We start from the raw sequence: 14272 nt of genomic DNA on the forward strand, positions 1-14272 counted from the left end.
ATGGGTTGGTATATCGCACGACGGCTCGCGATCATGGTGCCCGTTTTCCTGGGTGCCACCTTGTTGATCTACGGCATGGTCTTCCTGTTGCCGGGTGACCCCCTGGCCGCGATCGCCGGGGACCGGCCGATGACGCCCGCGGTCGCCGCGCAGCTACGGGCGCGCTACCACCTCGACGATCCGTTTTTGCTGCAATACCTGCGCTACCTCGGCGGCGTGCTGCACGGCGACCTGGGCCGAGCTTATTCCGGTTTGCCGGTCAGTGCTGTTCTGGCACACGCCTTTCCGGTCACCATCCGGCTGGCGCTGATCGCGCTCATCGTGGAGGCGGTGCTGGGCATCGGATTCGGCGTGATATCGGGCCTGCGGCAGGGCGGGCTTTTCGATTCGACCGTGCTGATCACCGGACTTGTCATCATCGCGATCCCGATCTTCGTGCTGGGCTTTCTGGCACAGTTTGTGTTCGGGGTCCGGCTGGGCATCGCCCCGGTCACCGTCGGCGAACGGGCGAGCGTCGCGCGCCTGCTGCTACCAGGAGTCGTGCTGGGCTCGGTCTCCTTCGCCTACATCGTGCGGTTGACCCGCTCGGCGGTGGCCGCCAATGCGCATGCCGACTATGTCCGCACCGCCACCGCCAAGGGGCTGTCGCGGCCGCGGGTCGTGACCGTGCACATCCTGCGCAACTCGCTCATCCCGGTGGTGACGTTCCTGGGCGCCGATGTGGGTGCGCTGATGGGCGGCGCCATCGTCACCGAGGGGATCTTCAACATTCACGGCGTCGGCGGTGTGCTGTATCAGGCCGTCACCCGACAGGAGGCGCCGACGGTGGTGTCGATCGTGACGGTGCTGGTGCTGATCTATCTGATTACCAACCTGCTGGTCGATCTGCTTTATGCGGCGCTGGACCCGAGGATCCGCTATGGCTGAGCACTCCGGCTTTTGGGGTGAGACCTGGCGCAAACTGCACCGGCGCCCGAAGTTCATCGTCGCGGGCCTGATGATCCTGATCATCGTGCTGGTGGCGCTGTTTCCGGCCTTGTTCACCGACGCCGACCCCGCTTACGCCGATCCCAGCCAAAGTCTGCTCGGCCCCTCGGCGGCACACTGGTTCGGCACGGATCTGCAGGGCCACGACATCTATGCGCGCACGGTCTACGGGGCGCGGGCCTCGGTGACGGTTGGGTTGGGTGCCACGCTGCTGGTGTTCGTCGCCGGCGGGGCGCTTGGCGCGCTGGCCGGCTTCTACGGCGGCTGGGTCGACGCGGTGGTTTCGCGCGTCACCGACGTGTTCTTCGGGCTGCCGCTGCTGCTGGCCGCGATCGTGCTGATGCAGGTCCTGCACCACCGCACGGTGTGGACGGTGATCATCATCCTGGCCCTGTTCGGCTGGCCGCAGGTGGCCAGGATCGCCCGCGGTGCGGTGCTCGAGGTACGGGTCAGCGACTATGTGCTCGCGGCTAAAGCATTGGGGCTGAGCAGGTTTCAAACCCTGCTGCGGCATGCGTTGCCCAACGCCGCCGGCCCGGTGATCGCGATGTCCACGATCGCGCTGGGCGCCTTCATCGTCACCGAGGCCACGCTGTCGTATCTCGGTGTCGGACTGCCGAGCACGGTGGTGTCGTGGGGTGGCGACATCAACCTGGCGCAGACGCGGCTGCGGGCCGGCTCGCCGATTCTGTTCTATCCCGCCGGCGCACTGGCTTTGACGGTGCTGGCGTTCATGATGATGGGCGATGCCTTGCGCGATGCCTTGGATCCGGCCTCGCGAGCGCAGCGGGCATGACTGACCCGCTGTTGACGGTCGAGGGCCTGGAAGTCAGGTTCGGCGACCACGACCCCGCGGTCAGCGGCGTCGACCTGAGCGTCATGCGCGGGCAGACCGTCGCCGTGGTCGGCGAATCGGGATCGGGCAAATCGACCACGGCCGCCGCGGTCCTGGGCCTGCTGCCGCCCGGCGGGCGAATTACGGCCGGCCGCATCACTTTCGACGGCCAAGACATCACCTCGGCCGATCGTAAGCTGCTCCGTTCGATCCGGGGTGGACGCATCGGTTACGTACCCCAGGACCCGATGACCAACCTCAACCCGGTCTGGAAGGTCGGCTTCCAGATTCGAGAAGCGTTGCGGGCCAACACCGATGGCCGACAATCCCGTCGGCGGGCAGTCGAATTGCTCGCCCAGGCCGGCATGCCGGATCCGGAGAAGCAGGCAGGCAAGTACCCGCACCAGTTGTCGGGCGGCATGTGTCAGCGCGCGCTGATCGCCATCGGGCTGGCGGGCCACCCGCAGCTGTTGATCGCCGACGAACCGACGTCCGCGCTCGACGTCACGGTGCAACGTCAGGTCCTCGACCATCTGCAGCGTCTCACCGACGAACTTGACACCGCGCTGTTGCTGATCACGCACGATCTCGCGCTGGCCGCCGAACGCGCCGAGCGGGTCGTCGTCGTGCACCGCGGCATGGTGGTGGAATCCGGTGCCGCGCAGTCGATCCTGGCCGATCCGCAACACGAGTACACGCGCCGGCTGGTGGCCGCGGCCCCGTCACTGACGGTGCGGAGTTCGGCGCCGGCACGCCGGGCGGCCGACACCGGGGCGGGCGACATCCTGGTCGCCTCCGAGCTGACCAAGGTCTACCGTGAGTCGCACGGAGTACCGTGGCGCCGGACCCAGTTCTGTGCCGTCGACGCGGTGTCGTTCGGGCTGAAGCGGGCCGGCACCCTGGCCATCGTCGGCGAATCGGGCTCGGGCAAATCGACGGTTGCCCGGATGGCGCTGGGCCTGCTCCAACCGACCTCGGGCACAGTGGTTTTCGACGGTACCGAGATTTCTGATGCGCGCAACCGCGACGCGATGATGGCTTTTCGCCGGCGCGTGCAGCCGGTATTCCAGAACCCCTACAGCAGCCTGGACCCGATGTACTCGGTGTTCCGCGCGATCGAGGAGCCGTTGCGGATCCACCGCGTCGGCGACCGCGGGCAGCGCGAGAAAGCGGTGCGCGAACTCGTCGACCAGGTGGCCTTGCCGTCATCGGTGCTCGGCAGGTTGCCGCGCGAGCTCTCCGGCGGCCAACGTCAACGGGTTGCGATCGCGCGGGCCTTGGCGCTGCGGCCCGAGGTGCTGGTCTGCGACGAGGCGGTCTCAGCGCTCGACGTGCTGGTGCAGGCGCAGATATTGGACCTGCTGACTTCGTTGCAGGCCGAACTGGGCTTGGCCTACCTATTCATCAGCCACGACCTGGCGGTGATTCGGCAGATCGCCGACGATGTACTGGTGATGCGCGCCGGGCGGGTTGTCGAGCGCGCGGCGACCGAAGAGCTGTTTACCAGGCCCCGCCACGAATACACCCGCCAATTGCTGGAGGCCATTCCCGGGGCGTCCATGCCGCCCCGCTAGGTTGGCAACCTGTGACGGCTGACCCGCTGGCTCCGCTGATGGAGCTCCCCGGCGTCGCCGAGGCCAGTGACCGGGCCCGCGACGCGTTGGGCCGTGCCCACCGCCATCGAGCAAATCTGCGCGGCTGGCCGGTAACCGCCGCCGAGGCCGCGCTGCGGGCGGCCCGCGCTTCCTCGGTGCTCGATGGCGGGCCGGTGCGGTTCGAGGACTTAGCGGACAGCTCAGGGGTGAGCGATCCGGTGTTCGGCGGAGCGCTGCGGGTGGCTCAGGCGCTGGAGGGCGGTGGCGGCGCATTGATCGGCGTGTGGCAGCGATCGCCGTTGCAGGCGCTGGCCCGGCTGCACATGCTGGCGGCGGCCGACCAGGTCGACGACGAACAATTGGGCCGGCCGCGGTCCGACCCCGAGATCGGGCCTCGTCTCGAGCTGCTCGGCGAATTGGTGACCGGTCGCACGCAGGTGCCGGCACCGATCCTCGCCGCGATCGCACACGGAGAATTGCTCACGCTCAAGCCCTTTGGCAGCGCGGACGGTGTCGTCGCGCGGGCGGTATCTCGGCTGGTGACGATCGCCAGCGGGCTGGATCCGCACGGGCTGGGTGTGCCGGAGGTGAGCTGGATGCGCAAACCCGGTGACTATCGCAGCGCCGCAAGTGGATTCGCCGAAGGCACACCGGCCGGCGTCGGAGCTTGGTTGGTGCTGTGTTGCCGGGCGATGCAGGCCGGCGCGCAGGAGGCGTTGTCGATCGCCGAGTCGTTGCCAGGCAAGGGCTGATCCGCGTCCAGAAAAGGGTGCGGACATGCAGAGCGGGCGGCGTTCCGAAATATTCGGTCCGCCGCCCGCTAGCACGGAACTCGGTTACCAAGCGTGCATGTATGGGGCTGCGTGGGCGGCCTCGGCGATCTTGCGACGCTTCGAGCTACGACCCCACCCAAAGGGTTGTTCACGCTCTCTGCATTTTCGCAATTACGCAGGCCCGCAACACTTCTGCCATCTTCGCGGCTATGACTCCGCGTGGGTGCCGAGCACCGTGCTGGGCGCCCGGTTCGGGAGAACGAACCTTCTCTTCCGGATCGACCTAGGCCTTACCGGGCTTCCGTGGTTCCTTTGTACTACTGGAGCCTTAGCACAGCAAGGCCCAATTCTGCGAACGTTGCGAATCCACCGGGATCTGGGTGCGCGCCGGATTTGCTGCGACGCGCGGCTAGAACGCGAGGCGCCGCAGCAGCGAGTAGGTGACCGCGCCGGCGGCCAGCGCGGTGATACTCACCGCGGCCGTGGTGGCGATCGCGGCTCCTGAGGGCGCGGGAATCCGGTCTCGCAGCGAGACCGGTCGCGAGAAACTCAATACCGGCCAACCACGTTCGGTCGCCTCTTTGCGCAAACCGCGGTCGGGGTTGACCACGCTGGGATGTCCGACCGACTCGAGCATCGGTAAGTCGGTGATGGAGTCCGAGTAGGCGTAGCAGTGTTCCAGCGGGTAGCCCTCGCGGGCCGCCAGTTCGCGGATGGCTTGGACCTTGCCCTCGCCGTAGCAGTAGAAGGCGACGTCGCCGGTGTACTTGCCGTCCTCGACGACCATCCGGGTCGCCATCGCATGCGTGGCGCCCAGTGCCCGGGCGATCGGCGCGACGATTTCCTCGCCCGAGGCGGACACCACGACGACGTCGCGGCCGCACAATTTGTGCGCCGCGATCAGGTCCGCGGCCTCGGCGAACACCAGCGGAGTCACGATGTCGTGCAGCGTTTCGTTGACGATCGACTTGACCTGAGCGACGTCCCAGCCGGTGCACATGTTGGTCATGTGAGTGCGCATTCGGTCCATCTGGTCATGATCAGCACCGGAGAGCAGGAAGATGAATTGGGCGTAGCTGGACTTCAGCACGGCGCGCCGATTGAGCAGTCCCTGGTTGAAGAACGGTTTGCTGAACGCCAGGGTGCTGGACTTGGCGATGATCGTCTTATCCAGGTCGAAAAAGGCCGCGGTGCGAGCGTGCGTGGTGCCGGGTGCGGCTGTCTGCGGCGAGGTTTGCTGAAGCGCGTCCGAGTCGGAGACGGTCACCGACACAGCATAGGTCGGTCAGTCGGCGCGTCCGGGGGTTGCCGCCAAAATGGGGGCTGATCTGGGGGTAACAGACGAGGCCAGCGGTGTTTTTACGGCTCGAATTATTTCTGTGAAAAAAACAACCACTTGCGGCACCGCCCACTGTCGTGTGTATAGTAAGCATTACTCGGCCTGAGCCGAGGGTGTATCAGCCCGACCCCCCGGGGCTGATGCACGACGACCTCCGCCTCCTCCCCCCCTGGCGGGGGTCGTCCCTTTTCTGGGGTAATTTTCCCGACAAACACGCGTTCTAACGCGGCCTCCGGTGCGTTGCGGGCACAGCGTTATCCCTCGGCCGGGCAAGCGTCGTACCCCGAAGTTTGTGCACACCCTCGTATCTCTCCACAAATCCCGATCTGGGACTGGTGTGCCATCCTGAGCTGCCCGCACGGTGGTGGGGTGACTATCGCGACCAGTGTTGAGGCGAGAGGTGTCGCCGGCGTACTCGCGGTGCTGACGGACCCGATTTTGCGTGACGAATTGGACCGGGTGGCCGCTGCGGTCGGCGTTCGAGTGGTGCATGCCGGCGGTGCGGCGGTCGGACGCAAAACGTGGTCGGCGGCCGCGGCGGTGGTGCTCGATGCGACGGGCGCGGACCGTTGCCGGCGCGCTGGTCTACCGCGTCGCACTCACGTCAGCGTGTTGAGCGCCGCCGAACCCGCGACGGCCACCTGGTCGGCCGCGATCGGGATCGGCGCCCAGCAGGTGCTGAGCATGCCCGCCCAGGAGCACGAATTGATCCGCGAGCTCGCGGAGTCCGCTGAATCTATCCGGGACGACGAGCGGCGCGGCCACGTCGTCGGGGTGATCGGTGGGTGCGGCGGGGCGGGCGCGTCGTTGTTCGCCGCCGCACTGGCGCGGGTCGCCAATGATGCACTGCTAGTTGATCTTGATCCGTGGGGCGGCGGCCTCGATTTGTTGCTGGGCGGTGAGAACACACCCGGCTTGCGGTGGCCCGACTTGGCATTGCACGGCGGACGGCTCAGCTGGCCGGCCGTGCGCGATGCCCTGCCGCGCCTGCAGGGCATCAGCTTGCTGTCCGGCACGCGGCGTGATCACGAGCTGGACGCGGGGCCGGTGGATGCGGTCATCGACGCGGGCCGCCGCGGCGGGGTCATGGTGGTGTGCGATCTGCCCCGTCGGCTGACCGACGCCACCCGGGCCGCGCTCGATGCCGCCGACCTGGTGGTCGTCGTCAGCCCGTGCATTGTGCGGTCCTGCGCGGCGACCGCGGCGATGGCGCCGGTGCTGGCCACGATCAACCCCAATCTCGGGCTGGTGGTCCGTGGTCCGTCGCCGGGTGGATTGCGGGCGGCGGAAGTCGCCGACATCTGCGGCTTGCCGCTGCTGGCGTCGACGAAGGCTGAGCCGCAACTAGCCGAGCAACTCGAACACGGTGGTCTGCGGTTGGGGCGGCGATCGGCCCTGACCGCGGCGGCTCGCCAGGTGCTCACGGTGCTGCCGCGCGCGGCAGTCCGGCCGAAAGCCGGTGCGGCGTGAGCGAATCGCTGATTGAGCGGGTGCGCGAGCGGTTGGCGACGGAATCGGCTCCGTTGCGGCCCAACGTGGTGGCCGCCGCGATCCGGGCCGAATCCGGCGGGATGCTCGGGGATACCGAAGTCCTGGCCAACCTCCGGCTGCTGCAGACCGAACTGACCGGCGCCGGGATCCTCGACGCACCGCTGTGTGCGGACGGCACCACCGACGTCCTCGTCACCGCCCCGGACGCGGTGTGGGTCGACGATGGAAACGGTCTGCGTCGCAGCCACATCCGGTTTACCGACGAGGCGGCGGTGCGGCGGCTGGCACAGCGGTTGGCGATGGCCGCCGGGCGTCGGCTCGATGACGCACAGCCGTGGGTGGACGGCCAGCTGACCGGGGTCGGCGCCGGCGGATTTGCGGTCCGGTTGCACGCCGTGTTGCCGCCCGTGGCTGCCGGCGGCACGTGTTTGTCGTTGCGGGTTTTACGGCCGGCCACCCAGGATCTGGCGGCGCTGACCGCCTCGGGCGCGATCGAACCGGCGGCTGCGGCGTTGGTGGCCGACATCATCGCGGCCCGGTTGGCCTTCCTGGTAAGCGGCGGCACCGGCGCCGGCAAGACGACCTTGCTGGCGGCCATGCTGGGTGCGGTGTCGCCGGCCGAGCGGATCGTCTGCGTCGAGGACGCGGCAGAATTGGCGCCTCGGCATCCGCATCTGGTCAAGCTGGTCGCGCGGTGCGCCAATGTTGAAGGCGTAGGCGAGGTTTCGGTGCGCCAACTCGTCCGGCAGGCGCTGCGGATGCGGCCGGACCGCATCGTGGTCGGAGAAGTCAGGGGCGCCGAAGTGGTCGACCTGCTCGCGGCGCTGAACACCGGCCACGACGGCGGGGCCGGGACGGTGCATGCCAACAATCCAGGCGAGGTTCCGGCCCGGCTGGAGGCGCTGGGCGCGCTCGGCGGTTTGGACCGGGCCGCGTTGCACAGTCAGCTCGCGGCCGCGGTCCAGGTACTGCTGCACGTCGCCCGGGATCGCAGCGGCCGGCGCCGCCTCGCCGAGATCGCGGTGCTGCGACAGGTCGGGGGACGGGTTCAGGCGGTAACGGCGTGGCAAGCCAAGCGCGGAATGACCGACGACGCCGACGAACTGCATTCCTTGCTGCGAAGCCGGCTGCCGGCATGAACGGTATCCCGGCCGGTGCGTTACTGGTGGCGTTGGCGCTCTTGGCTCTTCCGCCATCACCGCGACGGCGGCTCGGACCGACGCCAGTGCGCAGACGGGTTGTCGACGCTCGTGGGGTGGGTTGCCTGGCCGCATGCGCCGCCGTTGCCGGCGTGGTGCTGCTGCCGCTGACGACCGTCCTGGCCGGCGCGGCCGTGGCTGCCACGGTGAGCCTGCGTTGCCGCCGGCGTCGGCAGCGCCTACACGCCGCCGGGGAGGGCCGGGCATTGGAGGCCGCGCTGGATGTGTTGGTCGGAGAGCTGCGAGTGGGTGTGCATCCCGTGCAGGCGTTTGGTGTTGCTGCCGACGAAACCGCCGGCGCGGTGTCGATCTCGCTGCGAGGTGTCGCGGCGCGGGCGCGACTGGGCGCTGACGTCGTGACCGGCTTGCGCGCCGCGGCGCGCTCCTCGGCTCAGCCCACGCAGTGGTATCGACTGGCCGCGTGCTGGCAGCTGGCCGCCGAGAATGGCCTCGCGATCGCCACCCTGATGCGCACCGCCCAACGCGATATCGTTGAACGGCAGCGATTCTCGTCGCGAGTCGACTCAGCCATGGCCGGAGCCCGGGCCACCGCGGCGATACTGGCGGGACTGCCGGTGCTGGGGGTGTTGCTAGGCCAACTGATCGGGGCGCGTCCGCTGAGCTTGCTGCTGAGTGGGCACGCGGGCGGGTGGCTGCTGGTTGTCGGGTCGGTGCTGACATGCTCCGGGCTGCTCTGGTCGGACCGAATCATCGCGCGTGCGGGAGCCGGACCGTGAGCATCGCGGCGGTACTGCTCGCCGTGGCGCTGTTGATCGGGCCGGGCCCGTCGGTGGTGCGCGCACGTGCCGGCACAACGCCTCGCGCGCAACGGTTTCGGATCGCACGGACCGTCGAGAAGGCCTGCGGAACGGACCCGCTGGCCGTCGCATCCAGCTTCGACGTGCTGGCAGTGTGTCTGGAGGCCGGGATGGCCGTGTCGACCGCGGCCGCCGCGACCGCAGCCTCCGCCCCGCCCAGGCTGGCCCGAGTATTGCGGCGGGCCGCCGATCTGCTGGCCCTGGGATCCGATCCCGCTGTGGCATGGTCAATCTCACCCGAGAAGACGGTCGACGTGCAGACCGACGCGCTACTGCGACTGGCCCGACGTTCGGCGTCGTCGGGTGCGGCACTGGCCGGCGGCGTCACCGAGCTGGCCGACCAGTCTCGGCACGACGCCGCACATTCCGCCGCTGCGGCCGCCGAGCGCGCGGGCGTGCTGATCGCGGGCCCGCTCGGGCTGTGCTTCCTGCCGGCGTTTGTCTGCTTGGGCATTGTCCCGGTGGTCGCGGGGCTGGCCGGAGATGTCCTGCAATCGGGCTTGCTGTGAAGGGATTACAACAGAGGGGATATATTGGTGATCAACATGTTTCGCGTAATGATGACGCGGATGGCCGTGCTTGCCGCCGACGAGTCGGGAATGTCCACGGTCGAATACGCGATCGGCACTATCGCGGCGGCCGCCTTCGGCGCGATTCTCTACACCGTCGTCACCGGCGATTCGATCGTGTCCGCGTTGACCAATATCATCGGTCGTGCGCTCAACACCAAGGTCTGATCGGCTGCGCCGGTGCGAGCACCGTGGAAGCGGCTTTGGCGATCGCCGCACTGGTGGTGGTGCTGGCGCTTTGCCTGGCCGGCATTGCGGCCGTGTCAATGCAGGTTCGCTGTGTCGATGCCGCCCGCGAGGCGGCCCGTCTGGCCGCGCGCGGTGACGAAAGTTCGGCCGTCGACGCTGCGCGCAGCATCGCACCGGACGGATCGCGGATCCAGGTGCGCCGCGAGGGTGATTTCATCGTGGCCACGGTTATCGCGCACTCAAAGTTGCTGCCCACCTTGGATATCAGCGCTAAGGCCGTCGCCGCGGCGGAGCCGTCGCGATGAGCGTGGCGCGGCGACCGTCCTCGCGGCGGCAATGGTCGCGGTGCTGCTGTGCGTCACGGGCGCCGGCGCGTACATCGGCTCGGTGGTGGTGGCACGCCATCGTGCGCAGGCGGCTGCCGATCTGGCCGCGCTGGCCGCCGCGGCGCGACTTCCTTCCGGAGCCGAGGCGGCCTGCGCCCGGGCGGGCGCGATAGCCCGCACGATGCGAGTCGACGACATCGGCTGCCGGGTGGACTATCTCGACGTCGTCGTCACCGTGCGGGTGGCGGTGGTTTTCGGCGGTGTGGCTCAGGCCGCCGCTCGCGCGGGGCCGGTCGACGCGGCGTAGCTCAGCTGTTGTCGTCCGGGGCTTTCGGTAGCCCGGCGTTGGCGAGTTCTTCATCGCTGGGCAAGCGCAACGAGAGCAGCCCGACGAAGGTCTCCGGTTCCAGTTCCACCCGGTTGGCGGTCACGTGCACGGGCACCCAGTCGCCGTCGAAGCCGCGCATCCGCAGCACCCGGTTGGTCGATCCCTTGTCGAATTCCTTTGTCATGGCTGACATTTGGGGCACGTCGTCGGGATGGACCTTCGGCCTGTCCTTATCGGAGCCTCGCCAGTCGTAGAAGGTACACGGCTCGTCGAGCCATTTCAGCAGGGTCCAGGTGTTGAGGTCCACCAGTGCCCGGTGAACGCCGGCCTGCCGCAGCCCGTCGAGGATCCGCAACGCCAGATCGTCGGTGGAAACGTTCGGGCCCTTGAGCTCGGCGCGCCAGTTCATCGCACGTGCGACGAGGTGGTCCTTGCCGTTGGGCCCGGGCTCGAGCGCGCTGCGGCCGATGAAGCCTATCCGGATAGGATTGCCCTGCCAGTCGGTGAGATCCCATGTGCTGCAGATGGTTTGGCCGGGCTCGGCTTTGACCGCCATGGCAAGCACTTTGGTTTCGTTCGGATTGAGCTCGCGCGAAGGAAGGTCTTCGGCAAAGGCCCTGCCGTAAGTGACTTCGACTTCGGGGTTTTTGCCGCTGATGGCCAGCGATTCCCGGGTATCCGTGGCCACGCCGAGGGTCAGGTCCCACTTCAGCGGGCCCGCGGTGGGCCGCTCGGGTGGTTCGATGTCAGCAGGGCCGGTCCACACATGCACGCCGTGGATGCAGCCGTCGGACATCACCACCGGTTCGGTGCGAATCACGCGGTCATGCTTGGGCGTGATGCTGGTCAGGTTCTGGCCGGTGCGCATCGACTCGGCGATCGCGGTCCGGACGGCGGCGAGATGGGGACTGCGGCGGAGGAAGGTCGTGATAGGGACAAGGTTCTTGAGCTGCCGCCCCTGTGCAACCACGGCAGGCTCTTCCCCCAGTGTCTCCACGAGCAACCAGTCGTGGGCCATGCGCTCGATTTTAGGGCGCGCGGGCGCATCTGAGGATCCCCGGGCGCGCCGTCATCGCCTCAGCAAATCCCTCGCGGCACCAGTCCGGCGATCCTTCGAATCGACTTCGCCGTCGCTAAGTTACTGGTAAGTTTGCAAACGCCATCACAGCCTTGGTAGGTTTTCTGCTCCGGCCGTTGGTCGCGCTTTGAGACAACATGTCGGCGTTTCTTTAGCAAAGAGGAAACGCATTCGGCGGTTGTTATATGCAGATTCCGTGGAGGTCGACCGTCGAGGGGTCGGTCGCCGTCCGTGGATTGCTCAGCGCGATCGCTACGGCAGCTGCGCAAGTACCAGTCTGAGCACTTGCACAGCTCCCGCCTTATCGAGCGGATCATTCCCATTTCCGCACTTGGGCGACTGGACGCACGACGGGCAACCCAGCGGGCATTCACACGCTTCGATGGCCGCGACGGTGGCACCCAACCAGGTTCGCGCCTGCCGAAATCCACGTTCGGCGAAGCCCGCCCCGCCCGGATACCCGTCGTAGACGAACACGCTGGGCTCGCCCAGCGGACCAAGGGCGGTGGACATTCCGCCGATATCCCCGCGATCGCAGCTGGCGACCAGTGGCAGCAACCCAATTGCGGCGTGTTCGGCGGCGTGCAGCGAGCCGGGGATCCGCGCTGCGTCAATTCCCTTGCTTGCCAATGCTTCCGGCGTAACGGTGTACATGACCGCGGTGGTGGCCAGGACGTGTTCGGGCATGTCCAGCTCGATGAAATCGATGACCTCACCGGACAGGCGCCGACGTAGGTACCCCACGACCTGGTGGGTGACCCGAACCGGCACCACGCCCAGGGTCACTGGGCCGAACGTCGACTGCTCGCCGCTGCCGGTGACCTTGATGTCGGTGATTTCGCGTGCGAACGTCGCATACCCGGGATCCTCGGCGTGCACGAACGCGATTGCCTCCTCGAGATCCAGCGAATCGACGACGTACGTGTCGCCCTGGTGGAGGTACACCGCGCCCGGGTGCACCGACGCGGGAGCCTGACCGAGTCCGGTGCTGCCCAGCAGTCGCCCGGTGTCGGCCTCCACGATGACGATCTGGCCACCCGCCGAGCCCCGGATGTCCACCGCGCCATGCGGTTCTAGGCCGGGCGCTGGAAAGTACTTGCCGCCGCGCCGGCGCAACAACCCGTCGTCGACCAGCCCCTCGGCAACCTGCACGGCACCGAATTCTCGAACTTCGGCGTCCTCGAGCGGCAATTCTGTTGCGGCGCAGAGCAGTTGGGGCCCAAGCAGATAGGGGTTGGCCGGGTCGATCACCACCCGTTCGACCGGTTTGTCCAGCAGCGCTGCGGGATTGTGCACCAGATAGGTGTCCAGCGGATCGTCGCGGGCGATCAACACCACCAGGGCACCCTGTCCGCGGCGCCCCGAACGGCCGGCCTGCTGCCAGAACGAGGCAACCGTCCCGGGAAAACCGGCCAGCACCACTGCGTCCAGCCCGGCGATGTCTACCCCCAATTCCAGCGCGTTGGTGGTGGCTAAACCCCGCAATCGGCCCTCCGCCAGCGCGCGCTCCAGCGCGTTGCGGTCCTCGGCGAGATAGCCGGCCCGGTACGACGCCACCTGCTGCGACAGGTCCGCGGCAATGTCGTCCAGCCGCGCCCGGGCGCCCAGGGCGGTCAGTTCGGCGGCCCGCCGGGAACGCACGAACGTCAGGGTCTGCGCGCCCTCGGCGATCAGGTCGGCCATCACCCGTGCCGCCTCGACACCGGCCGACCGTCGCACCGGGGCGCCGTGCTCGCCGGTGACGTCGGTGCGCAGTGCGGGCTCCCACAGCGCGACAGTGCGCTCGCCCTGCGGTGAGCCATCTTCGGTGACCTCCTCGACGGGCAGACCGATGAGTTCGGCGGCCGTCGCGCCGGGCGAATCCGTCGTCGCGCTGGCGAAAATGAAGGTCGGCTGAAAACCGGGTCGCGCCGAGTAGCGCGCACACAGCCGCAGCAGGCGGCGCAACACCATCGCCACGTTCGAGCCGAAAACACCGCGATAGTAATGACATTCGTCGACGATTACGAAGCGCAGCCCGCGTAGCAAGACGGCCCAGCGCGGATGGTTTCGCAAGATGGACAAATGGATCATGTCCGGGTTGGAGAACAGCCAGCGGGAACGCTCGCGGGCGAACCGGCGAACCTCGGCGGGGCTGTCGCCGTCGTACGCGGTGGGTGCGACTGCGAAATCTGGGGAGGTTAAACGCGGCACCGCGGCGGTCAGTGCGTGCGCGGCGCGCAACTGGTCGTGACCGAGCGCTTTCGTCGGCGACAGGTACAGCACCCGGGCCAACGGATCGGTCGCCAGCGCATTGAGTACCGGCAGTTGATAGGCCAGCGACTTGCCCGATGCGGTACCGGTGCTGACCACGACATGGCGACCGTCGTGGGCCAATTCGGCGGCCTGCGCCTGGTGTGACCACGGGGCTGTGATGCCGCGGTCGGTAAAGGCCGCGACGACGTCGGATTCGGCCCATTGCGGCCAAAGATGGGGCCGGCCGCTGCGGGCGGGCAGCTCCGCGACGTGGCGCAGCGGGTGCTCGTCCGGCGCGGTTCCGGCCAGCGCGACGGCCAGCAGGTCGCTGCCGAAACTCGCCACGTCACACCCTCCAAGGATCAGTCAGGGACACAAGTCTGTCGCCGAGACCATGAACATGGTTGACTGTTTGCGGTCGTAGCTTCTGTGTTCGTGTCAAAACTTCGCAGGATCGACGTTGCGACCCGCGGTTCCTGCGAGGTTAGCGGTCGGGTGAAGTTCCGACGA

Annotated in this window: 14 protein-coding genes; 11 read left to right on the forward strand and 3 right to left on the reverse strand. The window is 67.9% G+C overall.

Annotated elements, in window-relative coordinates; genetic code table 11:
* The 4 genes from AAHS21_RS08760 to AAHS21_RS08775 are packed head-to-tail and all read left to right on the forward strand — an operon-like array spanning position 1 to position 4169.
* Positions 1-927 carry an ABC transporter permease gene (locus tag AAHS21_RS08760; protein WP_342927289.1) on the forward strand — a complete coding sequence of 309 codons (927 nt, stop codon included), beginning with the start codon at positions 1-3 and terminating at the stop codon, positions 925-927.
* The gene (locus AAHS21_RS08765) at positions 920-1783 is read left to right on the forward strand and encodes an ABC transporter permease (RefSeq protein WP_342927290.1); all 864 of its coding nucleotides are present in this window, start codon (positions 920-922) and stop codon (positions 1781-1783) included. The genes AAHS21_RS08760 and AAHS21_RS08765 overlap by 8 nt, the downstream gene beginning before the upstream one ends.
* Positions 1780-3396, forward strand: coding sequence for an ABC transporter ATP-binding protein (locus tag AAHS21_RS08770; protein ID WP_342927291.1), 1617 nt, complete (start codon positions 1780-1782; stop codon positions 3394-3396). The genes AAHS21_RS08765 and AAHS21_RS08770 overlap by 4 nt, the downstream gene beginning before the upstream one ends.
* Positions 3397-3407: 11 nt before the next feature.
* Entirely contained in the window at positions 3408-4169 is a 762-nt protein-coding gene (locus tag AAHS21_RS08775) for an oxidoreductase (RefSeq protein ID WP_342927292.1), read from the forward strand.
* A gap of 430 nt (positions 4170-4599) precedes the next feature.
* On the opposite strand, the gene AAHS21_RS08780 is transcribed toward AAHS21_RS08775, so the two are convergent.
* Complete coding sequence (locus AAHS21_RS08780; RefSeq protein ID WP_342927293.1) at positions 4600-5457, reverse strand: HAD-IB family hydrolase; 858 nt, start codon at positions 5455-5457, stop codon at positions 4600-4602.
* 492 nt (positions 5458-5949) lie between these two features.
* On the opposite strand from AAHS21_RS08780, the gene ssd reads away from it, so the two are divergent.
* The 7 genes from ssd to AAHS21_RS08815 are packed head-to-tail and all read left to right on the forward strand — an operon-like array spanning position 5950 to position 10428.
* Positions 5950-6999, forward strand: a complete 1050-nt coding sequence (gene ssd, locus AAHS21_RS08785) for a septum site-determining protein Ssd (RefSeq protein WP_342927504.1) — start codon at positions 5950-5952, stop codon at positions 6997-6999.
* Positions 6996-8159 (forward strand): TadA family conjugal transfer-associated ATPase, encoded by a 1164-nt coding sequence (locus AAHS21_RS08790; RefSeq protein WP_342927294.1) that lies wholly within the window; start codon positions 6996-6998, stop codon positions 8157-8159. Before ssd ends, AAHS21_RS08790 begins: the two co-directional genes overlap by 4 nt.
* A complete protein-coding gene (locus AAHS21_RS08795) occupies positions 8156-8956 on the forward strand; it encodes a type II secretion system F family protein (RefSeq protein WP_342927295.1) in 801 nt (266 codons plus the stop codon). Before AAHS21_RS08790 ends, AAHS21_RS08795 begins: the two co-directional genes overlap by 4 nt.
* On the forward strand, positions 8953-9546 hold the full coding sequence (locus AAHS21_RS08800) for a type II secretion system F family protein (protein WP_342927296.1): 594 nt from the start codon (positions 8953-8955) through the stop codon (positions 9544-9546). The genes AAHS21_RS08795 and AAHS21_RS08800 overlap by 4 nt, the downstream gene beginning before the upstream one ends.
* Positions 9547-9567: 21 nt before the next feature.
* Entirely contained in the window at positions 9568-9774 is a 207-nt protein-coding gene (locus tag AAHS21_RS08805) for a DUF4244 domain-containing protein (RefSeq protein WP_342927505.1), read from the forward strand.
* A 23-nt stretch (positions 9775-9797) separates the two neighbouring features.
* Positions 9798-10100, forward strand: a complete 303-nt coding sequence (locus AAHS21_RS08810; protein ID WP_342927297.1) for a TadE family type IV pilus minor pilin — start codon at positions 9798-9800, stop codon at positions 10098-10100.
* A 31-nt stretch (positions 10101-10131) separates the two neighbouring features.
* Entirely contained in the window at positions 10132-10428 is a 297-nt protein-coding gene (locus tag AAHS21_RS08815) for an Rv3654c family TadE-like protein (protein WP_342927298.1), read from the forward strand.
* Position 10429: 1 nt separating this feature from the next.
* On the opposite strand, the gene AAHS21_RS08820 is transcribed toward AAHS21_RS08815, so the two are convergent.
* On the reverse strand, positions 10430-11467 hold the full coding sequence (locus tag AAHS21_RS08820) for a PAS domain-containing protein (RefSeq protein WP_342927299.1): 1038 nt from the start codon (positions 11465-11467) through the stop codon (positions 10430-10432).
* 312 nt (positions 11468-11779) lie between these two features.
* A complete protein-coding gene (locus AAHS21_RS08825; RefSeq protein ID WP_342927300.1) occupies positions 11780-14107 on the reverse strand; it encodes a DEAD/DEAH box helicase in 2328 nt (775 codons plus the stop codon).
* Between the last annotated feature and the right edge of the window lie 165 nt (positions 14108-14272).

Origin of the sequence: Mycobacterium sp. 050272 (assembly GCF_039023525.1) — a bacterium.
In the GTDB taxonomy this organism is placed as follows: domain Bacteria; phylum Actinomycetota; class Actinomycetes; order Mycobacteriales; family Mycobacteriaceae; genus Mycobacterium.